This window comes from Chryseobacterium sp. GW821-FHT04C04, assembly GCF_059420365.1.
Window position 1 is genome coordinate 1 of record NZ_JBWKTO010000003.1, and the last position, 25777, is coordinate 25777.

Consider the following 25777-nt stretch of genomic DNA (forward strand, 5'->3'; position numbering starts at 1 on the left):
AGGTACACCTATATATAATAGCAGAGGCTTTTTTAAAAACAAATAGTCTTTATTTAAGTTTCGGCTAAAGCCAATAAGCTAGTTTTCTTTTTATTAAACGGGTTGAAACCCGTTTCTATTGAATTTTTACAATCTGGATGAATATTTGGATAAGGGTATCATGATTATTCGTTGGTAGGATCATCAACCACAGTGAGCACGGATTTGCACAGAGGGTGATGGATATAATATATAAGAGAGAAAGTTGATGATACAGAATACTCCTATTCATATCCTAAAACCTGGAATTGTAACCTTAAAACCAAAAAACCGGAACGCGAAACGCGAAACACGAAAACCTAATTCACAACTCATCATTCATCATTCATCATTCCCTCCCCTAGCCCTGATAGGAATGGATACCCCACAGCTTGCGTTGGAGAGTGGGTGGATTGGAGGGGTTGGAGAGCGCTGGGGCGAGGAGTAAGAATGGATAGCAGGAATAGCTCCTGGAAAAGTCGGAGAGTTGGAGGATTGGAGTGTGGAAACGTTTGGGAGAGATTGAGAAATGATGTGGTAAAGAGAAAGAATCAGAAATCCGGATATATTCTCAGGAGGGAATAAAAAAAACATTCCGTAAGAATCCTGAATATGTGGGATCCCTACGGAATGGTAATTGTAAAACGAAGTTGTGTTTTTAGTTCAGAACATAGGATGTTCCGTCTCTTCCGTCTTTTAATTCTATTCCTTCTGCAAGAAGTTTATCTCTGATCTGATCTGAAAGATCAAAGTTTTTAGATTTTCTTGCCTGATTTCTAAGCTCGATAAGAACCTTTAAGGTTTGATCAAGCTTTTCATTATTATTTTCTTCTATAGCCTGTAAACCTAAAACATCAAATATAAGGGCATTCAATGTCGTTTTTAAATCTTCCAGGTCTTCTGTAGAGATTGTCTCTTTGTCATCATTCAAGGCAAAAATATACTTCACAGCCTCAAATAAGTGAGCGATCAGGATTGGAGAGTTGAAATCATCTGTTAAAGCCTCATATGCTTTGTTCTTCCACTCTTTCAAGTTGAAGCCAGACTGTTTTGTATCGTCTGGAGTGATGGAGTTCAATACTTTAACAGCTTCCATCAACCTAATGAATCCTTTTTCGCTGGCAATCATGGCATCGTTTGAAATATCCAAAACACTTCTATAATGTGCCTGCAAGAAGCAGAAACGCACAATTGTAGGATGGAAAGGTTTTTCAAAGAAGTCATTATCACCTGTAACCAGCTGCATCGGAAGAATGTAGTTTCCTGTAGACTTGCTCATACGTTGTGAGTTCATTGTCAGCATATTGGCATGCATCCAGTAGTTTACCGGTGCCGCGTCGTTACAAGCTTTCCCTTGTGCAATTTCACATTCATGGTGAGGGAATTTAAGGTCCATCCCTCCTCCATGGATATCAAATGTTTCTCCTAAGTATTTTGTACTCATCGCAGTACATTCAAGGTGCCATCCGGGGAATCCTTCTCCCCAAGGAGAATTCCATCTCATGATGTGAGCCGGCGATGCTTTTTTCCACAATGCAAAATCCTGTGGGTTTTTCTTTTCACCCTGGCCATCAAGGTCTCTGGTATTGGCAAAAAGCTCTTCTATATTACGTTTTGAAAGTTCGCCATAGTTCAATCCTCTCCTATTGTATTCTAATACATCAAAGTATACCGAACCATTGCTTTCGTAAGCGAAGCCTCTTTCAATCAGTTTTTGAGTCAGTTCGATCTGCTCAACGATATGACCTGTAGCTGTAGGTTCAATATTGGGTGGCAAAAGGTTGAACATCTCCAGTACTTTATGGAAATCTACTGTATATTTTTGTACAATTTCCATAGGCTCCAGCTTTTCAAGTCTGGTTTGTTTTACGAATCTGTCATTCTCTACATTTCCATCATCGGTAAGGTGACCTGCATCGGTGATATTTCTTACATATCTTACTTTATACCCCAAATGCATTAGGGTGCGATAAATAAAATCGAAGGAAAGGAAAGTTCTTACATTTCCCAAATGCACATTGCTGTACACTGTAGGTCCGCAGACGTACATTCCGATATTTCCTTCTAAAATAGGTTTGAATATTTCTTTTTCCGCTGTAAGGGAGTTATATATTTTTAATTGCATTTATTTTTAAGTTAAAAGATTTAATAGTTTTAAAGATTCAAAAATTAGTTAAAAAATAATTCTGTCACAACAAATAATTGTCGTGATGAAAATTTTATCGGAAACTTTTTTAAATTTTATCATAATTAAATCGCTTTTAAATGATGCTGCAAATGGTCTACATAATCATTGATAATGAATTCCAATGTAAAAACCCGAGGCTCCGTTTTGGTCGTATCGCAGGTTCTTTGTAATGCTTCATCCGGGATATTTTCAACTATATGAACAATCTGATAGTTCAGCGACTTCCACAGATCAATAAGATCTGCAGTCGGAACATTCTGGTAGTCCTGAGCTTTTACCCAAAAATTCTGATCGTATACAATATTTTCGTTCTCTTTATATTGTGTCACAACAAATCTACGGATATTTGTAAAAGCGCTGTCACAAAGATGGCCAATAATTTCTTTTTTAGACCATTTTTCCGATGAAATTCTATATGACCATTCTTCTTCAGTGATATTTTGAAATCTCTGAAGTTCGGCATCAATAATATTCTTAAGAATTTGGTAGTTCATTGTCTAATAATCCAGTTTTGCATGGCTTCCCACATAATGTAAGAATTCTTGTCTTGTAATAGGATTTGTTCTGAAAATACCACTTAATTCTGCAGTAATTGTAGAACTTGCCGTATCTTTAATTCCCCTGCAGTTTACACAAAGGTGTTTTGCATCAATAATACACGCTACGTCTTTTGTTCCTAATGCTTCTTTCAAAGCATCTACAATCTGCATGGTAAGCCTTTCCTGAACCTGTGGTCTTTTTGCATAATAATCAACAATCCTGTTAATTTTTGAAAGACCAATCACTTCCCCATTGGAAATATAAGCAACGTGTGCTCTTCCTATGATGGGTAAGAAGTGGTGTTCACAAAAAGAGTATACGGTGATATCTTTTTCCACCAGCATTTGGCGGTATTTATATTTATTGGAGAAAGTGGAAATTCCTGGCTTATTTTCCGGAAGAAGTCCTCCGAAAATCTCGTTCACATACATTTTGGCAACACGCTTGGGAGAATCTTTCAGAGAATCATCTGTCATATCCATTCCTAATGTTTCCATAATCTCACCAAAAAGCTTGGTAATTTTTTCTATTTTTTCCTGTGGCGATTTATCAAAAGCATCTTTCCTTATAGGCGTATGTTCTTTTCCAGTGAAAATATCATCGTCGTTATCAGTAAAATCAACCATTTTTATTTAATTTGCAGCAAAAATACGGATAATATCTATTTATCTATTTCAAAAAAGATGAAAAACATTATCTTTTATAGCCATTTCTGATTAAAAAGCCTATGATTATTGTCGAAGAAGTACAAAACCAACTCCATAAAAGGGAATTTCTAGAATTCCCGGCAAAAATTTATCAACACGACAAAAATTACATCCGACCTTTAGATAAGTATATTGAAGAGATTTTCGATCCTGAAAAGAATAAATTCTTTAAAAATGGGGAGTGTAAAAGATTTCTGTTTAAAAGGAATGATAAAACGGTTGGTAAAGTAGCCGTTTTTATCAATACCCTTTATGAGCAAAAGCAACCTACCGGAGGAATTGGTTTTTTCGACTGTATCAATGATCAGGAAACTGCCAATTTTATTTTTGACCATTGTAAAAACTGGCTTCAGGAAAAAGGAATGGAGGCGATGGACGGTCCTATTAATTTCGGAGAACGGGACAAATTCTGGGGACTTTTAATTGAAGGTTTTATTGAACCACTGTTTGGAATGAATTACAACCTTCCCTATTACAAAGATCTTTTTGAGAATTATGGATTTCAGATTTATTTTGAACAGCTTTGTTTTACCAGACCTGTTTTTGCAGAAGTTTCAAGAATTTTCACGATTGCTCATGAAAAGAACAGAAGAAATCCGGCTATTTCGGCCCGACCTATGAAAAAGAATAATCTGGCCAAGTTTGCAAAAGATTTTACTGAAGTTTATAATAAGGCATGGGCTTGCCACGGGGAAGGAAAACATCTGGAAGAAGCTAAGGTTTTGAAAATGTTTAATACGATGAAACCTATTATCAATGAGCATATTTCCTGGTTTGTCTATGAAAATGAAAAACCTATTGCTATGTGGATCAATATTCCGGACCTCAACCAGTGGTTTAAATATTTGAATGGAAGATTTGGCATTTTTGAAAAGCTTAAATTTTTGTTTTTAAAACGATTCAAAAAGAATGAGAAAATGGTGGGACTTGTCTTTGGTGTTGTTCCGGAATGGCAGAAGAAAGGGATTGATGGGTATATGATCTGGGAAGGAACCCAGCATTTGAGAAAACATACAGATTTCAAGATTACAGAACTGCAGTGGATTGGTGATTTTAATCCTAAAATGATCAAGATTGCAGAAACTCTGGATACTACTGTTACCCGAAAGCTGGCTACCTACCGATATTTGTTTGACAGGAATAAAGAATTTGAGAGGCACCAGGATTTATAATTCAAGAACAATTCTTTCTTTTCATTTATTTTAATGGAATATTTGTACTTTTGAAAGTAATTTTTCAATAAACTAAATAAAACCATATACAATGAGAAAAATCATTATCAGTATCTTATTAGTATCTTTCATTCCTCTTTCTGCCCAGCAGATGACGACATTGAGTTATGACGGATCACGATTACTGAATCACACCTTTTATCAGAATGGAGATTCAAACAGTAAGGGGATCAGCTATGATGACATACAGGGTACTCCTTACTATGACAAAGCATTTTCACCCGCTAAATTTATTGTTGCTGACAGAGCTGAAACTACTGTAGCACGTTACAATACATATTTTGATGAAGTTGAGTTCAAGAAGGATGAAGAAACTTATTCTTTAGTTCCGGACAGCCCTTTTACCAGAATTGAATTTACCAGAACTAAAGAAACATTGGTAAAGCTTGACACTGGTGATGATCTAAAAGGATATTTCTTTGAATTGGTAAATGGTAAAAATGCACTTTATAAAAAAGTAAAAACAGAGTTTAAAAAGGCTTTTACTGCCAGAAATTCATACGAAACGGATAGACCTGCAAGTTTTAATGCAATGGATCCTGTCTATTATATTAAAACAGAGTCAGGATATATTAAGAACCCAAGAAAAGTAAAAGAGATAGCGGAAGCTTTCCCGGCGAAAAAAGATGATATTGAAAAATTCGTAAAATCGAATAATATTAAAATAAATAAAGAGGCAGACCTCATCAAACTGGTTAAGTTCTTAAATCAATAAAAAATAAACCCCTGTGAAAATTCACAGGGGTTCCTTCATTTTTGGTACTTTTATTAGAATAGCTCACCGGCTATTTTTTTGATGTTATCACTTTTCCCCATCGAGTAAAAGTGCAGAACAGGAACTCCAAAATCCAAAAGTTCTTTGCATTGGGCAATCGCCCATTCTATACCGATCTGCTTCACCGCTTCATTATTTTTTGCATTTTCCACTTCAGTGATCAGTTCTTCGGGAAGGTCTATTTTGAATACCTGCGGCAGGATTTTCAAATGTTTTTTCGTAGCAATTGGTTTAATTCCCGGAATGATAGGAACCGTAATTCCCATTTCTCTTGCTTTCTGAACGAATTCTATATACTTTTTATTGTCATAAAACATTTGGGTAACAATATAATCTGCTCCGGCATCTACTTTTTGTTTCAGCCACTTCAGATCATAATTCATGGAAGGGGCTTCCATATGTTTCTCCGGATATCCGGCAACACCGATGCAGAATTTATTAAGTTCGTCACAAATCTGCTCTTCGTTATGAAGATATTTTCCTCTTCCTAAGTTATTAATCTGATTCACAAGATCCATGGCACTTGCATGCCCTCCCTGAGTAGGCTCAAAATATTGGTGCCCTTTCATGGCATCACCTCTTAAAGCCATCACATTGTCTATCCCTAGGTACATACAGTCTACCAAAAGATATTCTGTTTCTTCTTTCGTGAACCCTCCGCAAAGCAAATGTGGAACAGTATCTACATTGTATTTATGTTGAATGGCGGCACAGATTCCCAATGTTCCGGGACGCATTCTTGTAATACGGCGTTCCATCAATCCATTTCCTTTATCTAAATAAATATATTCTTCTCTTGAAGTAGTAACATCAATGAATGGAGGTTTGAATTCCATCAACGGATCTATATTGGTGTACAAATCTTCAATCCCGATTCCTTTTTGTGGCGGAACAACTTCTAAGGAGAACAAAGTTTTTCCATTTGCGTTTTTAATGTGTTCTGTTATCTTCATGTCAATATTAATCTGCTAAATTGGGTGACAACCATTTTCTTGCTTCCTGTATGCTACAACCTCTTCTTGCAGCATAATCTTTAAGCTGGTCTTCTGTAATTTTTCCTAATCCGAAATATTTGGCATGCGGGCTTCCGAAATAATATCCGGAAACAGACGCTGTCGGGAACATAGCAAGGCTTTCTGTAAGGAAAACGCCGGTATTTTCTTCTACTTTCAGAAGATCCCATATTGTTTTCTTCTCCAGGTGGTCTGGGCAAGCCGGATATCCTGGTGCCGGACGGACTCCTTTGTATTTTTCCGCGATTAGTTCTTCATTGCTTAAGCTTTCCTGATTGGCATATCCCCAGTATTCTGTTCTGACTTTTTTATGTAAAAATTCGGCATAGGCCTCTGCAAAACGGTCTGCCAAAGCTTTCACCATGATAGAATTGTAGTCATCATTGGCCTTTTCATATTCACTGGACAATTCATCGGTTCCAAATCCTGTTGTTACACAGAATGCTCCCACGTAATCAGTTTTTCCAGAGCTTTGAGGGGCAATGAAATCACTTAGAGCCAGATAGTCTTTTCCTTTTGATCTCTGAGCCTGCTGTCTTAAGGTCAGAAACTTAGCCTGCTCATTATTATCCTCATCAAAAATTAAGATATCATCAGATTCATTGGAATTGGCTTTAAAGATTCCGAAGATGGCTTTTGCTGTCAACAGTTTCTCATCCAGAATTCTCTTTAAAATAACCTGAGCATCTTTGAATAATTCTTTAGCCTGAGCACCTACGACCTCATCTTCTAAGATATTTGGATATTTTCCGTGTAAATCCCAGCTTCTGAAAAATGGTGACCAGTCGATGAAAGGAAGAAGCTCCTGCAGATCCTGATTTTCGATTACTTTTATTCCTATAGTATTCGGAGTGAAAATATCTTCATTTTCCCAATCAATTTTAAAATGGTTTTCTCTTGCTTCTTCAATAGAAACATAATCTTTATCCACTTGTCTGTTCAGGAACTTTTCTCTGAAATCGGAATAGTCATTCTTTAAATCCGAAACATATTCTTTATTTCTGTCACCCAATAATGAGCTTACGACGTTTACAGCTCGTGAAGCATCATTCACGTGAACGACAGCATTTTTATATTTTAAATCGATTTTCACTGCGGTATGTGCCTTTGAAGTAGTAGCTCCTCCGATTAATAAAGGAAAATCTAAATTTTGTCTTTCCAATTCAGATGCGATATATACCATTTCATCTAAACTTGGTGTGATCAATCCGCTTAACCCAATAACGTCTACTTTTTCTGCAATAGCTGTCTGGATGATCTTTTCAGCAGGAACCATCACTCCAAGGTCAACAATTTCATAATTGTTACAACCCAAAACAACGCTCACAATATTTTTACCAATATCATGAACGTCTCCTTTTACGGTTGCCATTAAAATTTTTCCATTAGCCGGCCTTGATCCGTCTTTTTCAGCTTCAATGTAAGGTTGTAAATAAGCCACTGCTTTTTTCATTACCCTTGCCGATTTTACTACCTGTGGCAGGAACATTTTTCCGCTTCCGAATAAATCTCCTACTACTCCCATTCCGGTCATCAGATTAATTTCAATAACATGAAGTGGTTTTGCAGCTACTTGTCTTGCTTCTTCTACATCTTCTTCAATAAAGCGGTCAATTCCTTTTACCAGAGCATAGGTAATTCTTTCCTGTAATGGATTGTTTCTCCACTCTAAGTCTTCGGTCTTTTCTTTTTTGACCGATTTGTGTTTTTCCGAATAGTCGAGAAGTCTTTCTGTAGCATCTTCTCTTTTATCAAGTATTACATCTTCTACAAGTCCCAGCAATTCTTTATTAATCTCATCATAAACTTCCAGCATGGCAGGGTTTACAATACCAATGTTCATCCCTGCCTGAATAGCGTGATAAAGGAATACGGAGTGCATAGCTTCTCTCACGGTATCATTTCCACGGAAAGAGAATGAAACATTGCTCACTCCCCCACTCACGGATGCATACGGAAGATTTTGTCTTACCCAGCGTGTCGCTTCAATAAAATCGATGGCATTTCTTCGGTGCTCATCCATTCCTGTTGCCACCGGAAAGATATTTAAGTCGAAAATGATATCTTCTGCAGGAAAACCAAGTTGATTTACCAGAATATCATAGGAACGTTTTGAAATTTCAATTCTGCGTTCAAAACTGTCAGCCTGCCCTACCTCATCAAATGCCATTACAATAACTGCTGCACCATATCTTTTAATGGCTTTGGCATGTTTGATGAATTCTTCCTCACCTTCTTTTAAGCTGATCGAATTCACTACACATTTTCCCTGAGCTACCTGAAGACCAGCTTCCAGGATTTCCCATTTGGAAGAATCTACCATGATCGGAATTCTTGCGATATCCGGTTCGGAGGCAATTAAGTTCAGGAATTTGATCATCGATGCTTTACCATCAATCAAACCATCATCGAAGTTGACATCCAGAATCTGGGCACCTCCTTCTACCTGATGGCGGGCAATATCTAATGCTTCAGAGAATTTCTCCTCTTTGATCAGTCTTAAAAACTTTTTGGAGCCGGCAACGTTAGTCCTTTCACCAACATTGATGAAATTACTCTCCGGCGTTATGATAAGAGGCTCAAGGCCTGATAATCTTAAATATTTCATTTTATTCTTCTAAAATATAGTAGGCATTATTGGCATTCTGCCTCAATAAATCCCTATGCTTACTTAAAGCTGTAATCAGTGGAAATCTTTTGTATGCTAAACCATGTTCTTTAGCAAATTCCTCAATCTCCTCTGTGATCTCATTGTAATACATATAACTGTAATTGGGAAACAGGTGATGGGCTACATGAAAATTGAAATTCCCCAACACATTTCTTACTAACCAGTTATTTTCTTTTAAATCATTGGTCACCTCAAACTGATGACGAAGCCAACTGAATGGAAGACCTTTTTCTTTATTTAATTTTGGAAAGGCATTATCAGGAAGGGGATGCAAAGGCAATAAAACAAACAATGCAAAAATACTTGCTGATATAACCTGTAAAAACCACGCTCCTAAAGCTAAACCCATTGATACTTTAAAGAACACAACAGGAACCACAATCTGATAAAAGAAATAGAACAGTTTATAGCTTATCATTTTAACTTTTTCAATAACGGGTATTTTTCCCTGGGTTTTCAAGATCACTCTTTCCTTATCAAAGAAGTCTCTAAAGTCTCTTATAAACATCCAGTTGAACAAATACAACGGATATACTAAAAAGAAAAACTTATCCTGATACTTCTGTACCCCTTTCGCTTTGATCCACGGTACAATTAAAAGTAATCCGCTTTGTTCTATATCTGTGTCCCATCCATCTACATTCGGATAAGCATGATGGCTTGCGATATGTCTTTTTTTCCAGATATAGGAATTGGCTCCTATAAAATCAAAAATATGCAGAACCAGCCCATTCAGTCTTTTACTTTTATAGATATTGTTATGGGCCGCTTCATGAATTAGGTTTAAATAAATCAAAACCAGAGAAATCCCCATTAAAACAAAACTCAGAATGTAGATCCAATGCTTCTCTGCATTCAAAACGGCAAGAAAATATAACCCGATATAGAGTAGCGGCAGAACAACCGCCTTGATCTGAATGTAGATATCCCTATTCTCAGAAATGCTTTCTACTCTTTGGTTCACTTTCTTTCTCAGCTCATTAAATAGTCTGACATCCTTTGAATCTTTTAAGTAAATTGGCTTTTCCATATAGTTAACTTTATGGTTTACTTAAAGTTAACATTTATAATTCAGCCTTCATTCTTGATTTTAATTAAAAAAATCTATCAAATCATACAAATTCCTTCAATTTCCTTGGCGGGTATTGCTGTACCAGATCAGCGATCGCTTTAATATGTTCCGGAGTCGTACCACAGCATCCTCCGATAATATTGATCAGTCCTTTTTCCACATATTCTTTGATCTGTCTTGCCATATCTTCAGGAGTTTCATCATATTTTCCGAAAGCATTCGGTAGACCGGCATTCGGATAAGCTGAAACATAGAATTCTGAATTGTGAGCCAGAGTTTCAAGATAAGGAGTCAGCTGATCTGCTCCCAATGCACAGTTGAAACCTACGCTTAATAAATTCAGGTGGGAAACTGAGATCAGAAAAGCTTCTGCCGTCTGCCCGCTCAATGTTCTTCCTGAAGCATCTGTAATGGTTCCTGAAACCATGATTGGAATTTTTATTCCTCTTTCGTCCTGCAATTCATCAATAGCAAACAAAGCTGCTTTCGCATTCAATGTATCAAAGATGGTTTCTACCAAAAGGATATCTGAACCTCCATCCAGCAAAGCTTCACACTGCTGTTTGTAAGCTACTCTCAACTCTTCAAAAGTGATCGCTCTATATCCTGGATCATTCACATCGGGGCTTAAGCTTGCCGTTCTGTTCGTTGGCCCTATAGATCCAGCTACGAATCTCGGCTTATCAGGATTTTGTGCTGTATATTCGTCACAAGCTTTTCTGGCAATCTTTGCAGACTCATAGTTCAGATCATATACCAGATCTTCCATGTGATAATCTGCCATCGCGATCGTAGTTCCTGAAAACGTATTGGTTTCAATAATGTCAGCCCCGGCTTCCAGATATTTCTTGTGAACTTCTTCAATAGCTTGGGGCTGTGTAAGAGAAAGCAGGTCATTGTTTCCTTTTACAGGATGCTCCCAATCTTTGAAACGCTCTCCACGGTAGTCTTCTTCTTCAAACTTATATCTCTGAAGCATGGTTCCCATTGCACCGTCAAGAATTAATATTCTTTCGGATAAAGCTTTATATAATTGTTCTGAGTTTTTCATTTTCTATCAATTTGTAATAGTTTATAAATCCGCTGACCAGTTTTTTGCATAAGAGGATTTGTTTATTGATGATTTCAAAATCTTCTTTAGAAATAAAATGCTGGTCTGAAGCAAAATGGAATTGAGTTTCCATTTTATAGAGAGAGTTTCCAGCAATATGCAGAAACTGTAAAGTATCTTCAGAAACTTCTCTTCTACTTCCTTCCGTTATATTGAACGAAACTGAAGTTGTCATTCTTCTTATTTGGCCTGTTAAAGCCAAAAATTCTTCTTTAGGAAAATTTGCAGTAAGGATATAAGTTAAATGAACCAACTTTTTTCCTTCCCTCCAAATTGCTAATTCTTTGTAGTTTCTATCCATTGGGCTCTCTATAAATTGTCAACGATTAACTAACCTAAAGCCTGTTTCAGATCTGCGATGATATCATCTACATTTTCCAATCCTACTGAGCAGCGAACCAGCCCTGCTGTAATCCCTACTTCATTTCTTTCTTCGTCTGACAATTTGGAGTGTGTAGTGGATGCCGGATGGGTAACGATCGTTCTTGTATCACCCAGGTTGGCGGACAGTGAACACATTTGTATCTTGTCTAAAAAGTTTCTTCCGCCTTCAATTCCTCCCTTTATTTCAAACGCTACGATATTTCCACCAAGCTTCATCTGCTTTTTAGCTACTTCATAACTCGGGTGGGATCTCAGGAAAGGATATTTTACCAGTTCAACATTAGGATGACTTTCTAAGAATTCAGCTACTTTCAATGCGTTCTCACAGTGTTTTTCCACTCGGATAGCTAGTGTTTCAAGGCTTTTTGATAATACCCATGCATTAAAAGGAGACAATGCAGGTCCTGTATTTCTTGCAAAAAGATAAATTTCTCTGATCAGGTCTTCTTTTCCTACTGCTATTCCTCCTAGCACTCTTCCCTGTCCGTCAATCAGTTTCGTTGCTGAATGTACAACGATATCCGCACCGTATTTGACAGGCTGTTGAAGATAAGGTGTTGCAAAACAGTTATCTACAATGAAAATAAGATTATGTTTCTTGGCGATCTGCCCGAAGAACTCAAGATCCAGAATTTCAATCGCTGGATTGGTGGGAGTTTCAAGGTATAATATCTTTGTATTGGGTTGAATATATTTTTCAACATTCTGAGCATCTTCCGCTTTGAAATAAGAAGTTTCAATATTCCATTTCGGGAAATACTTGGTAAACAAAGTGTGTGTAGATCCGAATACAGACTGACAGCTTACAATATGATCTCCGGCATTCAGGAGTGCAGCAAATGTAGAATAGATGGCTGCCATTCCTGTTGCAAAGGCATACCCGGCTTCTGCACCTTCCATCTTAGTAATCTTATCAGTAAACTCTGTCACATTCGGATTAGAGAAACGGCTGTATAGATTTTTAGGTTTTTCTTCTGCAAAGCTTGCTCTCATATCTTCTGCATCCTGAAATATAAAGCTGGAGGTAAGATATAATGGTGTGGAATGCTCGTCAAACTGAGATCTTTCAGTCTGGGTTCTTATTGCTGATGTTTCAAAATTTTCCATATAGTTTTAATTGATCAATTTCACAGTGTAGCCATCAGATTCTTCGCGATGCCCAGAAGGACAATTGCCGTTATGGTTACACTGCCAAATTGGTAGATTATTACGTTAAATATTATTTCGTTTCACTTACTCTTAAAATATCTCCGAATACTCCTCTAGCAGTTACTTGCGCTCCGGCTCCGGCTCCCATAATCACGATTGGATTTTCTCCATAGCTTTCTGTATAAATTTCAAAGATAGAATCGGAACCTTTTAACTGTCCTAATGCTGAAGTTGCAGGAACTGAAATCAATTTCACATCCAATTCACCTTTATCTTTCTGCAAGTCACCATGTAAATCACCCACATATCTCAACACATGACCAGGCTCCTGATTTTCTTTAATTTTCTGGTATTCTTCATCCAGTTCATCCAATCTTGAAAGAAATTCTGATTTTGAAACTTCAAGTAAGCTTTCCGGGACAAGGTTTTGGATATTAATATCACCGAATTCATTGATCAGGTCTAGCTCTCTTGCTAAAATCAATAGTTTTCTTGCTACATCATTTCCGGATAAGTCTTCTCTCGGATCCGGTTCTGTATAGCCTTTTTCCAAAGCTTCGTTGATGATGGTTGAAAATTTATCATCCCTCAAAGAAAAATTATTGAATACATAGCTCAGTGTTCCTGAGAATACTCCTTTGATTCTTGTGATATTTTCTCCTGAAAGGTGTAATAATTTGATCGTATCAATTAACGGCAAACCAGCTCCAACATTGGTTTCATACAGATAACGTCTGTTATTTTTGCTCAACGTATATCTTAGTTTTCTATACTCTTCAATGGGAAGGGTATTGAAAATTTTGTTGGAAGAAACCAGATCGAATCCGTTTTCTGCCAAAGCATGATAGTTCTTTACAAAATCTTTACTTGCTGTGTTATCCACAACGATAAGATTCTCCAGTTGATTTTCATTAGAGAAATTAATAAGTTCTTCTACATTCGACGGATGTTCTGCTGTCAAAACCTCATCGCCCCAATTGGCATCGAATCCTTTTTTGTTGAAGGCTATTTTCTTTGAATTGGCTACTGCAACTACTTTAAGGTCTATTTTTTTACGTTTCTTAATTTCTTCTGCAGATTCAAGTACCTGCTGTATTAATGTCTTTCCTACATTTCCGTGACCAATAATTGCCAGATGAACCGTCTTTGGTTTTTTGAAAATTTCAGATTCTATGATATTTTTTGTTTTTTCATCCTGTGAAGAAGTCACTACGATATTAACTCTGTTTTCTCCTGCTACCTGATTCAGCAATAATGGGAAAACATTATTTCTTGCCAGTTCGGCAAAGACTTTATTGAAATCTTCTGCTACAAAACCGATTACAGAAACATTATTGATACTATAGATCTGAGAAACTTTTCCAGATTTTCTTTCTGCTTCAAACTCATCAATAAGACAAGCTACTGCTTTTTCTGCATCAATTTCCTGAACCAAAATAGAAATTCCGTTTTCTATGGCCTGTTGAGAAATTACTCCTACACTGATACGCGCTAAAGTAAGCGCTTTAAAAATTCTTCCGTCAATCCCGATTTCTCCGAGGAAATCCTCTCCTTCAAATTTAATGATTGATCTGTTTTTCAAAAATTTTATTTCGTTAGCATTTTTCATTACTTCTATAAAATGTTTTTTATGATATTATTTAATTGTTGATATTCCATTAGGAAGGCATCATGCCCATGTATAGATTGGATCTCGTGATAAGAAACATCCTTATTTTTCTCTTTTAAGTTTTCAAAACACATTCGGATTTCAGAAGCCGGGAAGAATAAGTCTGTATCTACGGAGATCATGTGCATTCGTGCTTCGATCCTCTCCAGTGCTTTCTCTTCAGCATTGATATTCATCAAGAGATGATTCATCAATTTGTATGCTTTTAAACTAAACCTTTCGTTTAATGCATTACCGTGGTAAACCAGCCAGTCTTCTGATTCCAGGCGTTGTTTGTCCTGATTATATTGGTTTTGAAATCTATCGTTGAGTGATTGTGGAGTTCTATAACAGAGCATCGCATGAATTCTCGCTTTCTGTAATGGTTCATCTTTATCATTCAATAAAAACTTTTGAACCAGACATTGAGCATGAAGCCAGTCGTGTGTTCTGTAATCACAGGCTATGGGAATAAATATTTCTGCAAGATCCGGCTGCTTCGCAAGCATTTCCCATGCAATTCCCCCTCCAAGAGAGCCTCCAATAATGGCATATATATTTTTGATATGTAAAGCTTCAAGCCCTTTCAGAAATATCGCAGCGATATCTGAAGGGGTGAAGTCTTCATAGTCTTCAATTAAAAAATCATCATAACCGTTTCCGGGTATATTGAAACACAGAACAGTATATTGATTCGTATCAACAAGCTGATTCTCTCCCACCAATTGCTTCCACCATCCTTTTTCTCCCGATACATTTGAGTTTCCGGTAAGAGCATGGTTGATTAGAATGATGGGTGCTGTAAACAGATTTTTCCCAAAAAGCTGATAGCTTAATGAGATATGATATTCCTTTTGAGAATAAGTCTGATACGAAAGATTAATATAGTTTAGTTCTGTTTTCAATTCTATTATATTTTACTACAAATACAATTGAAAATGCCACAGGAAATGGCTGAAAAGAACTTCAGTAAGTTATCTGTCCAAAATAAATTGGTAGAACGTAGCACCTTCTTTGCTTGCGCAAAGGGTTGCTAAGGTTTCATAGGGTCTAATCCCTCAACCTTTCTTGATAACATTTTCAATATTTAAATGAACGAATGATGCAAAGGTAGTTCTTTTCTTTTAATTTCAAAAAAAAATTATTTTAATATTTAAAACAGCCCTTAAATACAAGTATTTCAAGGCTATATTAATAATTATTCAGATGAAAAAAATTGGAATTACTTCTCAAAAAAACTAACTTCGTATTGAAAAATGATGAAATATGACCGTTGAAAAAGAAAGATTACAAGATACTAAATGGAAAAACTGGGGACCATATGTAAGCAACCGCCAGTGGGGAAATGTACGTGAAGATTACAGCCCCAATGGAAATGCATGGAATTTTACCAATCATCATAATGCCGAGAGCTATGCTTACCGCTGGGGAGAGGAAGGAATTGCAGGAATTTCTGATGTAAAGCAGCTTTTCTGTTTTGCTTTTTCGTTCTGGAACAGGAAAGATAAAATGATAAAAGAACGATTCTTTGGGTTGAGCAATCCTCAGGGAAATCATGGTGAAGACATCAAAGAAATCTTTTATTATCTGGACAATACACCTACCCACAGCTATATGAAGATGGTGTATAAATATCCAATTAATGAATTTCCTTACGATGATCTTGTTACAGAAAACGGAAAACGCAGCAAAAAGGAACCGGAGTATGAGATTTTCGACACCGGAATTTTTGATAATGACGAGTATTTCGATATTTTCATTGAATACTGTAAAGCAGATCACAACGATATCCTAGCAAGAGTCACCGTTTGTAATCGAAGCCAGCGTGAGGCTTCTATTCTGGTAGCTCCTACAGTCTGGTTCAGAAATAACTGGAAATGGGGATACAATACTTATAAAGGAGAGGTTAATGCTTCTCATGACGGAAGTATCAATATTGGTCATGACAGTATATCGATTAAAAAGCTTTATTCCCGAAATACAAATGCACAAAGTGTATTTTGTGATAACGAAACGAATACTTCAAAACTTTACGGAGCTCCCAAAGTAGAGAATGCTTATTTCAAAGATGGAATCAATGATTTTATTATTCATCAGAGAGATACCGTAAATCCTGAAAAAAGAGGAACAAAAGCTTCTTTTCTGATTGATGAGATTATCGGTGGAGGAGAATCAAAAGTCTTTGAATTCAGATTGTGTCCTGAAGAAACGGATGAACCTTTTAACAGTTTTGATCATATTTTCAATACCCGACAAGCTGAAGCTGAAGAGTTTTATAACGAAATTCAGAACGATACTGTAAATGAAGATGAAAGAAATGTTCAGAGACAGGCTTTTGCCGGACTCCTCTGGAATAAACAGTTCTATCATTACAATATCGGAAAATGGCTGAAAGGTGATCCCAACTTTGAAGCACCAAGAAATTTCAACGAATATGTAAGAAATACAGAGTGGAATCATCTCCACAATAAGGATATTATTTCTATGCCTGATAAATGGGAGTATCCATGGTATGCCACCTGGGATCTGGCATTTCACTGTGTCCCTTTTTCAATCATCGATGCAGAATTTGCCAAGGGACAGCTTTTACTGTTGACCAAAGAATGGTACATGCATCCTAACGGACAGCTTCCTGCTTATGAATGGAACATGAGCGATGTGAACCCTCCTGTACATGCATGGTCATGCTTCCGTGTTTTTAAGATTGATGAAAAAAATAATGGCAAGCCGGATCTGCTATTCTTAGAGAAAGTTTTCCAGAAGTTGTTGCTAAATTTTACATGGTGGGTTAACAGAAAGGATAAAAACGGTAAAAATATTTTTGGAGGCGGCTTCCTTGGTCTTGATAACATTGGAGCTTTTGACCGAAATATGGAATTAAAGGACGGTCAGCATCTTGAGCAGGCAGACGGAACAAGCTGGATGGCGATGTATGCATTAAATATGATGCGTATTGCCATGGAACTTGCCCAATATTATCAGGTATATGAGGATATGGCGATCAAGTTTTTCGAACATTATCTTTATATCGCTGAGGCTATGGAAAATCTGGGTGAAGGAACAAAAGGTTTGTGGAATGAAGAAGACGGATTTTTCTATGATGTATTGCAGCTTGGAAATGGAGATAGTGTTTCTTTGAAATTAAGAAGCATCGTTGGCTTAATTCCGTTATTCGCAGTAGAAATTGTTGATCACAGGCTCTTGGAAAAGATGCCTAATTTCAAAACCAGAATGGAATGGATTCTTAAAAATAAACCGGAACTCACCAAGCTTGTTTCTCATTGGGATGAGGAGGGGCAAGGCAGAAAACATCTGATGAGTATTTTACGTAAAAACAGATTAACGAAAGTTCTTACCAGAATGCTTGATGAAAAAGAGTTTCTAAGTTCTTACGGAATCCGTGCTATGTCTAAAGTATATGAAGAAAATCCTTTTGTATTCTCTGTGCATGGAGCCGAAAATATGGTATACTATACTCCTGCAGAAAGTGACAGCCGAATGTTTGGAGGAAACAGCAACTGGCGGGGACCGATCTGGTTTCCTATTAATTTCCTGATTGTAGAGAGCTTGCAGCGTTTCCATTATTATTATGGAAATAGTTTGAAAGTAGAACTTCCAACGGGAAGCGGAGATAAAAGAAACCTTGATGAAGTGGCTCAAAACATCAGCAAAAGACTTTGTTCTATATTTTTAAAGGATGAACATGGGCAGCGTGCTTTCAATGGAGGCAATCCGAAGTTCAATTATGATGAACACTTCAGAGATTATATTACCTTCTTTGAATATTTTCATGGAGATAACGGCCGCGGTGTAGGGGCTTCTCATCAGACAGGGTGGACTGCTACTGTGGCGAAACTAATAAAACCAAGGCTGACGTTCTAGATGAATAATCAGTAATGAGTAATAAAAAAGCCGGATGACTCATCCGGCTTTTTCTATTTTTAAATAAGAGATTAGATTTTTTCTCCGTTTACGTATACTTCGTATCCGATTTCTACATTCGGTTCTAACGTTTTTGATACGGAACAGTATTTTTCAAAAGAAAGTTCTGCAGCCTTCAGCGCTTTTTTAGGATCAATGTCCCCTTCTAAAAGGAACTTAACGTTAATTGATTTAAAAGGTTTCGCATCCTCTACCTGCACTCTCTCTCCTTCTACCTCTGCCTGAAAACTTTTGATGTCCTGACGCTGTTTCTTCAAAATAGAAACTAAATCAATTCCGCTGCAGCCAGCCACAGCCATCAGTACACTTTCCATTGGAGAAACTCCTTTTGCTCCCGGCTGGGAAGTATTATCCAAAAGGATAGAATTTCCCTGAGCATTTGTACATTCAAATAAAAAATCGTCGTTTATTCTGTTAAGTGTTATCTTCATTCTTGCTTATTGCTTGATACAAAGTTATAAAATTCCTCTCGCTTTTATCTCCAAATATTTATTGATAACATCGATATTCAAATTTTCCGGAAGCGTATATACGGTATAAATTCCATATTTGCGGAGTTCCTGAATAATCAGTTTCTTTTCAAATTCAAATTTTTCAGCAACGATCTCATCATATATTTCCTGCATATTCTCAGGATTTTTGTTGATCAACGTCTGCAGTTCTGAATTTTTAAAAAATACCACTACCAGCAAATGGTTTTTAGCGATTCCCCGAAGGTATTTCAACTGTCGGTTGAGCCCGTCTAATGTTTCAAAGTTCGTAAAAAGTAAAATTAAACTTCTTTGGTTGATGGAATATTTTACATCCTGATACAAACGGTTGAAGTCACTTTCAAAGAAATCTGTTTTAATATTATAAAGTGCTTCAGATATTTTTTTCAATTGTCCGGATTTATTATCAGCGGCAATTTTATTTTCAGCTTTTTTGGAAAAAGTCATCATCCCGGCTCTATCTCCTTTTCTCAAAATAATATGAGAGAGTGCCATCGTTGCATTGATGGAATAATCCAGTAGACTGAGCCCGTTGAAAGGCATTTTCATGGTTCGTCCTTTATCAATCAGCATAAAAATACGCTGTGATTTTTCATCCTGAAACTGGTTTACCATCAAACGGTTGGTCTTCGATGTTGCCTTCCAGTTGATCGTTCTGATATCATCTCCGGGTACATATTCTTTGATCTGCTCAAATTCCATGGTGTGCCCCAGCTTTCTGACTCTTTTGATTCCTCCCAATAAAAATTCACTTTGAATGGCCATCAGTTCATATTTTCTGAGATGGATAAAAGATGGATAAGCAGGCAGCATAGCATCTTTCTGGAAAGTAAACCTCTTCGAGATCAACCCAAGCGGTGAAGATGCATAAATATTCAACCCTCCAAAATGATATTCTCCTCTCTCTTTAGGTTCTAATGAATATTGAAAGAAAGTATTCGCTCCGGAAGCAATCTTCTTTTCAATCAAAAAATCTCTTTTCTGAAACTGGAATGGAATTTCATCAATAATTTTAGTGGCTATTGGAAAGCTGTAATTATTTTTAATATCAATTTTCACAAAGTTCTCATCTCCGTTGGACAGTTTTTCCGGCAATATCCTTTGAACCTGTAATGCATTTTTTTGGTTAAAAAGCAATAGAAAATCTACCATTGCAGCCAGAAAGCAGATCAAAAGTGCGATATGGGCTGCCCACATCAGCACCGGAAAGAAAAATGCCAGGACATACAGAATCCCCACTCCGATGAGTGTAAAAAAGAAACGTGTATTGATGTATAAGTTTTTCATTGGTTAGGTTGCAGGTTGCAGATAAAAGGTTTTAGGTGGTCATTTATTAGCTTTTCCACATTCATTATTATTGTAAGGAATTAATGAGTCCGTTCAACATTTTGGATATTTCTATAATTTCCTGATTTAGTTTCAAATAATCATCTTCATTTAAAAAACCGAGATTTTTTGAAATGATTAATTGTGTTTCTGCCTCTGCACAACTACCTCTTGATATTTTTAAAAATTGCAGATAATCAGGTTTACTTCGTCTCGAGTTTCCCTCAGCAATATTAGAGGGGATTGAAACAGCTGCTCTTCTGATTTGTGATACCAATCCGTAGATTTCGGCTTTAGGAAAAGTTTCTGTAATTCTATACATTTCAGTAACAAAATCAATAGACTTCTGCCAAACTATAAGCTCTTTAAAATTTGCCATATATAATAATTTTGTCACTATTAAAGCATTCACTTACTATCAACTGCTACCTGCCACCTATTATCTACTACCTATCTAGGAATCTCTATTCCTTCTAAAATCTGACGGATAATTTCATCTGCAGTAAGACCTTCCATTTCTCTTTCAGGAGATACAATTACTCTGTGTCTTAAAACAGCGTAGCTTGCTTCTTTGATATCTTCAGGAGTCACAAAGTCTCTTCCTCTCATAGCTGCAAATGCTTTTGATGCTGTAAGAAGTGCTAATGAAGCTCTTGGTGAAGCTCCCAGATATAAGAATTGATTTTCTCTGGTATTGATGATGATTTTAGCAATGTATTCCATCAACTGAGCTTCCACAATAATTTCTTTTACCAGATGCTGATAGCTTTTCAGTTGTTCTGCCGTGATGACACGATTTACTCCTTCTGTTTTATCTTCTTTTTTGCTTTCATGCTGATTTCTAATGATCGCGATTTCCTGTTCAAGATTAGGATACCCTACATTGATTTTGAATAAAAACCTGTCGAGCTGGGCTTCCGGAAGTCTATATGTTCCCTCATGTTCTATGGGGTTTTGGGTAGCTATAACAAGGAAAGGTTCTTCCAAAATATACCGTGTCCCGTCCATGGTGATCTGTCTTTCTTCCATGACTTCAAACAATGCAGACTGGGTTTTTGCCGGCGATCTGTTGATCTCGTCAATCAGTATGAAGTTGGAAAAGATAGGTCCTTTTTTAAATTCAAATTCTGAGTTTTTCACATTGAAGATAGATGTTCCCAGGATATCGGAAGGCATCAGATCCGGTGTAAACTGGATTCTGCTGAAACCTACGTCAATGGTCTTAGCCAATAATTTTGCTGTAATGGTTTTGGCTACTCCGGGAACTCCTTCAATAAGAACGTGCCCGTTTGAAAGTAATGCTGCCAAAAGATGTTCTATCATCTTCTCCTGCCCTACAATTACTTTTCCTATCTCAGACTTTACTTTCTCTAAACTCGTACGAAGTTCTATCATATCGATTCTCGACTGAAACTGTTCTTCCTGTTTATTAAGGTTTATAGAACTTTGGTTTTCTATATTCTGGTTATCAAGATTTTCCATAATAAAATTTAATTTACCAATCTAACACTGTATCAATCTAACAATTATATTCTTCTTTGGAATAGTTGTTATGATCATTGGTCAGCTGTTATATTGTTATATTATTATATAGTTATATTATTTAAGTATTTCATCAAGGAGTTTATTGATCCTTGCAAGATCTTCCTTCATTACGCTGGCGTAAGGATCCTGAGCTTTTTTGATAAGTGCTATCGCTTCATTAATCATTTCCATAGTTTTACCCGTTTTCAGATGCAGTTTTTTTGCAAATTCTTCATCCAGATTCTGGGTATCTATCAACAGATCCATTCTCACTTTATTCAGAAAATACTGCGCTTTCTTAGCCATCATATCATGAAAATCACCTTCCTGAAGATAAAGATTTCCAATGCTTTTCACAAAATCCAGAGAAGTATTTCTTAACGGCTCTTCTACAGGCACTATTCTCTGTTTTCTCTTTGCATTAAAGAAAATGAAAAGAATGAGACCTCCCAAAAATACCCACCACGCATACTTTAAAGCCGGATTCGACAATACAAATCTCATAAAGAAACGCGAAGTTGTACTTTTACTAGCAACAAACCAAAGCGTTTCCCTATCCTGAAGGTATGAAAATACATCCTGTGCATATTTTATGTTCCCAGGTTTAAGGAGATAATAATTGGTGAGAAAAAGAGGTTCTGTATGAGCATAGATATACCCTTTTCCAAACTTCACTTTGATAAAGTTGGCCTGATCTGTATTCTTTTTTTCTACCGTCTTCCCCAGCACTTCAACGTTGGGTTTTATAAATGAGAATCCTCTGCCTGATGGAAATTTATCCAGTTTAACAAAATCATTCTGGTATTTTTTGTCGGTAAGTTTCAGAACATTTTCCTCTTCAAAAGAGATTTCTGAATCATAATATCCGATACTGTCTGAGATTTCTTTGGGCATATGGCTTGCCATCAAAAACGCATCTGAGCCCTCAGATACCTGAGTCAGGATTTTTTTCCACGACTCTCCATCAAGGTTATTTTCGATAACAACAATATTGTGAGCATCTTTTTTATGCTGGCTGTAGTATTCATAAGGAACCTGCTCAATCTTTTTCAGGTTATTTTTAAAAAGATATTTCGCTTCATTATTAAAAACAAACAGACCAAACGGCGACTTTTCATTGATATCAAAATTCTTGCGCCAGTCTGTCGTTTCTTTTTTGTTAACTTCAAGCAATGCCAAAACAATCATCACAATGATGAAAATTACAGCATATGTTTTGAAAGTTTTATTCATGGTTATTGTTATTATGGTTTAAAGGCCTGGTACTGATTTTTAAATTTCTGATAACTCTGCTCTTCAATATTGAATTCCCCATACCAGACATAATCGAAAATATAAGACAGATTAGAGAAATCACTTTTCAGATGAGGAGCTTTTAACTCGGCGGCATAATCCTTATTTGTTTTTTCCGGATTCCAGCTGATCAATTTTTTATCACTCAGTTTTTTAAGGATAAACAAGAATTGATAACGAACTGCTGAGCGATAATCTCTGGCATTTTCAAATTTCGCAATACTTTCAGGAAAATTGATTTCATGGATATTCTCATGCAATTCTTCTACATTAATGTTCAGTTTTTTATTCTTTTTACCAAAAATAAAATTACCATCTTTTCCCATGATATATTTAATGACAAAATAAAGCAGAAAACCTACCAGAATAATGGCAAACAGCCGGATAAGAACTCCCGTAAATTCTGCAGACTTAGTCAATGCTGTTTCTCCAAAAATTCCCTGTATAATCTGATTGAGTTTTCGCATCAGCTTTTGCCAGAAAGATTCTCTTGGCTTTGATACAGAATAATCAAATTCATTTCCTTTATATCTTGATGGAATATTTTCTTTGAATGTTTTAGGATAAGCAGTATTTTCTGATACCGGATTTTTCATCAGAACAGAATCTGCACGCAGCATATTTCTATAATGTCCGGTTGTATATAATGAATCTACCAGATTATCAGCAGTAGGATTATCGTCCTGAGCATGAACCAACCCAAGAGAGAAAAAAAACAGTAAGAAAAAAAGAATTCTATTCATTGATTCCAATAGTATCTATTTCTGCCAATTCTACTTTCTGATGAAGGTCTGTTCTGCTGTCATAATACATCAATCCTGCATTCACATACATCAGGTTTGAAAGAAAAAATGAAAGCAGCATCGAGAATCCATAAAATATAAAAAACAGAACTCCCGTAGTTCCGGTAAAAGGATTCTGCTCAAAATTTCCGTCCGGTGTAGAGGTGAGAAGTGATCCGTAAAAGAATATCATGGGAATAAATGTGAACACAGAAGTTGCCATGTAAATAATAATAAACATCACAAATGCAGATCCCCAATATTTCCAATAGGGTGATTTCTCACTTCCATTCGGGTAAGAAAACTGAGAACGCAAAGCATAGCTCAAACCTCCCCAGAAACCTCTGTCTGAATTAAAATAATCATACATCAGAAATATCGTAAAGTTAAATATCGTCGGGTAAAGAAGCAGGATCAGAAACAATCCGATAATAATAAAAATCAGAATATAAGAAAAACCTACAACAACCAAAATTATCGGAGTAACAATAAAGATCATTCCAAGGCACAGCTTGGCTATTCTTCCCGCATTGCTCTTAAAATCACTCAGAATTTCATCCGCTTTTATCTTTTCTGCTCCCTGTGCTATTCTTTTTAAATAAAAAACCGGGTACAGATAATTCACAATCATCAGGACCATGAAAAGTAGGAAAGTCAATAATACTACCGTGATCAGCATTCCTGCATTATCTGAAAAATATTGTTCAAAATAATACGTTTCGCCACCAAGATTGGATCCGAATATCTGGGAAAAAAGTTCCTTATATCCGAAAATAATAACGGTTACCATTAAGATCAAAAGCAAGCCATTGATCAGAATATAGTTTTTGAAATAATTCTTCCCGTATAATTTGAAAAAATTGAAACTATCGCTTATAAAAGTTCCAAAATCTCTTTTTTTATAAAATTGTATCATGGATGTGTTTATTAGTTTTTTTATTAACAATAGACGGATATACAAAATAATAAAATCCTACAATTGCCAGTGAGCCGAAAATAATAATCAGGTTCAGAAACAAAGGCATCTTTAAAGCATGTCTTGTTACATAACCTTCTATAATTCCTGCACAAATAGTAAAAGGAATAGTGCTTAAAAATATTTTAAATGAATCTTTAAATCCTTTTTTAAAAGAATTAAACCTTGAAAATGTTCTCGGAAATAAAATGGAAGCTCCCAGAATCAATCCGCACATCGCTTCCACCACCATGGCAAAAATTTCAAAAACTCCGTGAAGCCATATTCCTCTCGCACTGTCTTTCAATGCGCCATAATCATAGAAAAAATACTGGAAAGCTCCCAGCATCACACTATTGGAAAGCAATGCAAACAATGTTCCCACTCCTCCGGCAATCCCATAAATATATAGTTTTGCTCCTACCTGAATATTATTGAAGATAATTCCGATTGTACTCCCCCAAGTTGAGCCACTTTCATACACGGCAACAGCATTTCCTTTCTTGATATTTTCTATCGTTTCATTAACATAGGATTCCCCATTGGGTATTGCAACGGCTAAGAAACTTTTATCATAAATTGCAGAAAGAACACCTATTGAAGTAAACAAAAAGAAAAAAAGAAAGGCATACATCAGATATCTCCGGTACTGATACATCAGCAATGGAACTTCTGTTTTGAAAAAATAGATCAGTCTGTTCTCCTCTACCCTTTTGGTCTTATAAATCTTCTGAAAAATCTGAGAAGACAAATGGTTCAGGTAAACAGTCGTATTACTTTTAGGGTAATAGGTCTGGGCAAAAGAAAGATCATTGATCAGGTTAATATATAACGAAGACAGGTCATCTGGATTTTTTTTAATTTTCCCTTGAATAACCTGTTCTATTCCCAACCATTTTTCTTTATTTTGTTTAATGAAATAAACTTCTCTCATAATTGTTAAGGCTAAAATAATA

The 25777-nt window shown here is 36.3% G+C and carries 23 protein-coding genes and 1 riboswitch; of the genes, 3 read left to right on the top strand and 20 right to left on the bottom strand.

What is annotated here, in order from left to right; genetic code table 11:
- Window positions 1–360 precede the first annotated feature (360 nt).
- The 4 genes from AC07UM_RS09865 to folE form a co-directional block, all read right to left on the bottom strand.
- Window positions 361–612, bottom strand: a complete 252-nt coding sequence (locus tag AC07UM_RS09865; RefSeq protein WP_494683626.1) for a hypothetical protein — start codon at window positions 610–612, stop codon at window positions 361–363.
- 64 nt (window positions 613–676) lie between these two features.
- Window positions 677–2143 (bottom strand): cysteine--tRNA ligase, encoded by a 1467-nt coding sequence (gene cysS, locus AC07UM_RS09870; protein ID WP_494683625.1) that lies wholly within the window; start codon window positions 2141–2143, stop codon window positions 677–679.
- A 125-nt stretch (window positions 2144–2268) separates the two neighbouring features.
- Complete coding sequence (locus AC07UM_RS09875; RefSeq protein WP_103235402.1) at window positions 2269–2700, bottom strand: DinB family protein; 432 nt, start codon at window positions 2698–2700, stop codon at window positions 2269–2271.
- A 3-nt stretch (window positions 2701–2703) separates the two neighbouring features.
- A complete protein-coding gene (gene folE, locus AC07UM_RS09880) occupies window positions 2704–3372 on the bottom strand; it encodes a GTP cyclohydrolase I FolE (RefSeq protein ID WP_494683624.1) in 669 nt (222 codons plus the stop codon).
- 101 nt (window positions 3373–3473) lie between these two features.
- On the opposite strand from folE, the gene AC07UM_RS09885 reads away from it, so the two are divergent.
- Together AC07UM_RS09885 and AC07UM_RS09890 are read left to right on the top strand one after the other, a co-directional pair.
- The gene (locus AC07UM_RS09885; protein ID WP_494683623.1) at window positions 3474–4625 is read left to right on the top strand and encodes a hypothetical protein; all 1152 of its coding nucleotides are present in this window, start codon (window positions 3474–3476) and stop codon (window positions 4623–4625) included.
- 91 nt (window positions 4626–4716) lie between these two features.
- Window positions 4717–5400, top strand: a complete 684-nt coding sequence (locus AC07UM_RS09890) for a hypothetical protein (RefSeq protein ID WP_494683622.1) — start codon at window positions 4717–4719, stop codon at window positions 5398–5400.
- Between the two features lie 53 nt (window positions 5401–5453).
- Here AC07UM_RS09890 and metF read toward each other — a convergent pair whose 3' ends face one another.
- The 8 genes from metF to AC07UM_RS09930 form a co-directional block, all read right to left on the bottom strand.
- Window positions 5454–6413, bottom strand: coding sequence for a methylenetetrahydrofolate reductase [NAD(P)H] (gene metF, locus AC07UM_RS09895; RefSeq protein WP_494683621.1), 960 nt, complete (start codon window positions 6411–6413; stop codon window positions 5454–5456).
- A 7-nt stretch (window positions 6414–6420) separates the two neighbouring features.
- A complete protein-coding gene (gene metH, locus AC07UM_RS09900; protein ID WP_494683620.1) occupies window positions 6421–9081 on the bottom strand; it encodes a methionine synthase in 2661 nt (886 codons plus the stop codon).
- Between the two features lies 1 nt (window position 9082).
- Entirely contained in the window at window positions 9083–10174 is a 1092-nt protein-coding gene (locus AC07UM_RS09905; protein WP_494683619.1) for a fatty acid desaturase family protein, read from the bottom strand.
- An 82-nt stretch (window positions 10175–10256) separates the two neighbouring features.
- Window positions 10257–11267: a homocysteine S-methyltransferase family protein gene (locus AC07UM_RS09910; protein ID WP_494683618.1), complete on the bottom strand. Its 1011-nt coding sequence runs from the start codon at window positions 11265–11267 to the stop codon at window positions 10257–10259.
- A complete protein-coding gene (locus AC07UM_RS09915; protein WP_494683617.1) occupies window positions 11242–11628 on the bottom strand; it encodes a four helix bundle protein in 387 nt (128 codons plus the stop codon). Before AC07UM_RS09915 ends, AC07UM_RS09910 begins: the two co-directional genes overlap by 26 nt.
- Before the next feature lie 29 nt (window positions 11629–11657).
- Entirely contained in the window at window positions 11658–12818 is a 1161-nt protein-coding gene (locus AC07UM_RS09920) for an O-succinylhomoserine sulfhydrylase (RefSeq protein ID WP_494683616.1), read from the bottom strand.
- A 112-nt stretch (window positions 12819–12930) separates the two neighbouring features.
- Window positions 12931–14469 (bottom strand): ACT domain-containing protein, encoded by a 1539-nt coding sequence (locus AC07UM_RS09925; RefSeq protein ID WP_124532103.1) that lies wholly within the window; start codon window positions 14467–14469, stop codon window positions 12931–12933.
- Between the two features lie 5 nt (window positions 14470–14474).
- Complete coding sequence (locus AC07UM_RS09930; RefSeq protein WP_494683615.1) at window positions 14475–15413, bottom strand: alpha/beta fold hydrolase; 939 nt, start codon at window positions 15411–15413, stop codon at window positions 14475–14477.
- 66 nt (window positions 15414–15479) lie between these two features.
- Window positions 15480–15586, bottom strand: a riboswitch (SAM riboswitch).
- A 188-nt stretch (window positions 15587–15774) separates the two neighbouring features.
- Between AC07UM_RS09930 and AC07UM_RS09935 the strand changes: the two genes are divergently transcribed.
- On the top strand, window positions 15775–18390 hold the full coding sequence (locus AC07UM_RS09935) for an MGH1-like glycoside hydrolase domain-containing protein (RefSeq protein ID WP_494683614.1): 2616 nt from the start codon (window positions 15775–15777) through the stop codon (window positions 18388–18390).
- 71 nt (window positions 18391–18461) lie between these two features.
- Here the strand turns inward: AC07UM_RS09935 and AC07UM_RS09940 are convergent, their stop codons facing one another.
- The 8 genes from AC07UM_RS09940 to AC07UM_RS09975 form a co-directional block, all read right to left on the bottom strand.
- The gene (locus AC07UM_RS09940; protein ID WP_494683613.1) at window positions 18462–18881 is read right to left on the bottom strand and encodes an OsmC family protein; all 420 of its coding nucleotides are present in this window, start codon (window positions 18879–18881) and stop codon (window positions 18462–18464) included.
- 24 nt (window positions 18882–18905) lie between these two features.
- Window positions 18906–20228 carry a DUF58 domain-containing protein gene (locus tag AC07UM_RS09945; RefSeq protein ID WP_494683612.1) on the bottom strand — a complete coding sequence of 441 codons (1323 nt, stop codon included), beginning with the start codon at window positions 20226–20228 and terminating at the stop codon, window positions 18906–18908.
- A gap of 67 nt (window positions 20229–20295) precedes the next feature.
- Complete coding sequence (locus AC07UM_RS09950; RefSeq protein ID WP_494683611.1) at window positions 20296–20646, bottom strand: four helix bundle protein; 351 nt, start codon at window positions 20644–20646, stop codon at window positions 20296–20298.
- 71 nt (window positions 20647–20717) lie between these two features.
- Window positions 20718–21749: an AAA family ATPase gene (locus tag AC07UM_RS09955; protein ID WP_494683610.1), complete on the bottom strand. Its 1032-nt coding sequence runs from the start codon at window positions 21747–21749 to the stop codon at window positions 20718–20720.
- Window positions 21750–21866: 117 nt separating this feature from the next.
- A complete protein-coding gene (locus tag AC07UM_RS09960) occupies window positions 21867–23024 on the bottom strand; it encodes a DUF4350 domain-containing protein (RefSeq protein ID WP_494683609.1) in 1158 nt (385 codons plus the stop codon).
- A gap of 11 nt (window positions 23025–23035) precedes the next feature.
- Entirely contained in the window at window positions 23036–23827 is a 792-nt protein-coding gene (locus AC07UM_RS09965) for a DUF4129 domain-containing protein (protein ID WP_494683608.1), read from the bottom strand.
- Window positions 23820–24782, bottom strand: coding sequence for a DUF4013 domain-containing protein (locus tag AC07UM_RS09970; protein ID WP_494683607.1), 963 nt, complete (start codon window positions 24780–24782; stop codon window positions 23820–23822). The genes AC07UM_RS09965 and AC07UM_RS09970 overlap by 8 nt, the downstream gene beginning before the upstream one ends.
- Window positions 24766–25755 carry a stage II sporulation protein M gene (locus AC07UM_RS09975; protein WP_494683606.1) on the bottom strand — a complete coding sequence of 330 codons (990 nt, stop codon included), beginning with the start codon at window positions 25753–25755 and terminating at the stop codon, window positions 24766–24768. The genes AC07UM_RS09970 and AC07UM_RS09975 overlap by 17 nt, the downstream gene beginning before the upstream one ends.
- Window positions 25756–25777 lie beyond the last annotated feature (22 nt).

What these genes read in the sequence shown, in the direction of transcription:
- AC07UM_RS09965 (WP_494683608.1), bottom strand. Translation starts at nt 23,827, where the DNA reads ATGAATAGAATTCTTTTTTTCTTACTGTTTTTTTTCTCTCTTGGGTTG.
- AC07UM_RS09905 (WP_494683619.1), bottom strand. Translation starts at nt 10,174, where the DNA reads ATGGAAAAGCCAATTTACTTAAAAGATTCAAAGGATGTCAGACTATTT.
- AC07UM_RS09955 (WP_494683610.1), bottom strand. Translation starts at nt 21,749, where the DNA reads ATGGAAAATCTTGATAACCAGAATATAGAAAACCAAAGTTCTATAAAC.
- AC07UM_RS09950 (WP_494683611.1), bottom strand. Translation starts at nt 20,646, where the DNA reads ATGGCAAATTTTAAAGAGCTTATAGTTTGGCAGAAGTCTATTGATTTT.
- AC07UM_RS09875 (WP_103235402.1), bottom strand. Translation starts at nt 2,700, where the DNA reads ATGAACTACCAAATTCTTAAGAATATTATTGATGCCGAACTTCAGAGA.
- AC07UM_RS09885 (WP_494683623.1), top strand. Translation starts at nt 3,474, where the DNA reads ATGATTATTGTCGAAGAAGTACAAAACCAACTCCATAAAAGGGAATTT.
- AC07UM_RS09945 (WP_494683612.1), bottom strand. Translation starts at nt 20,228, where the DNA reads ATGAAAAACTTATACATCAATACACGTTTCTTTTTTACACTCATCGGA.
- AC07UM_RS09890 (WP_494683622.1), top strand. Translation starts at nt 4,717, where the DNA reads ATGAGAAAAATCATTATCAGTATCTTATTAGTATCTTTCATTCCTCTT.
- AC07UM_RS09935 (WP_494683614.1), top strand. Translation starts at nt 15,775, where the DNA reads ATGACCGTTGAAAAAGAAAGATTACAAGATACTAAATGGAAAAACTGG.
- AC07UM_RS09975 (WP_494683606.1), bottom strand. Translation starts at nt 25,755, where the DNA reads ATGAGAGAAGTTTATTTCATTAAACAAAATAAAGAAAAATGGTTGGGA.
- cysS (WP_494683625.1), bottom strand. Translation starts at nt 2,143, where the DNA reads ATGCAATTAAAAATATATAACTCCCTTACAGCGGAAAAAGAAATATTC.
- AC07UM_RS09910 (WP_494683618.1), bottom strand. Translation starts at nt 11,267, where the DNA reads ATGAAAAACTCAGAACAATTATATAAAGCTTTATCCGAAAGAATATTA.
- AC07UM_RS09920 (WP_494683616.1), bottom strand. Translation starts at nt 12,818, where the DNA reads ATGGAAAATTTTGAAACATCAGCAATAAGAACCCAGACTGAAAGATCT.
- AC07UM_RS09960 (WP_494683609.1), bottom strand. Translation starts at nt 23,024, where the DNA reads ATGAATAAAACTTTCAAAACATATGCTGTAATTTTCATCATTGTGATG.
- AC07UM_RS09925 (WP_124532103.1), bottom strand. Translation starts at nt 14,469, where the DNA reads ATGAAAAATGCTAACGAAATAAAATTTTTGAAAAACAGATCAATCATT.
- AC07UM_RS09865 (WP_494683626.1), bottom strand. Translation starts at nt 612, where the DNA reads ATGTTTTTTTTATTCCCTCCTGAGAATATATCCGGATTTCTGATTCTT.
- metH (WP_494683620.1), bottom strand. Translation starts at nt 9,081, where the DNA reads ATGAAATATTTAAGATTATCAGGCCTTGAGCCTCTTATCATAACGCCG.
- AC07UM_RS09915 (WP_494683617.1), bottom strand. Translation starts at nt 11,628, where the DNA reads ATGGATAGAAACTACAAAGAATTAGCAATTTGGAGGGAAGGAAAAAAG.
- folE (WP_494683624.1), bottom strand. Translation starts at nt 3,372, where the DNA reads ATGGTTGATTTTACTGATAACGACGATGATATTTTCACTGGAAAAGAA.
- metF (WP_494683621.1), bottom strand. Translation starts at nt 6,413, where the DNA reads ATGAAGATAACAGAACACATTAAAAACGCAAATGGAAAAACTTTGTTC.
- AC07UM_RS09970 (WP_494683607.1), bottom strand. Translation starts at nt 24,782, where the DNA reads ATGATACAATTTTATAAAAAAAGAGATTTTGGAACTTTTATAAGCGAT.
- AC07UM_RS09940 (WP_494683613.1), bottom strand. Translation starts at nt 18,881, where the DNA reads ATGAAGATAACACTTAACAGAATAAACGACGATTTTTTATTTGAATGT.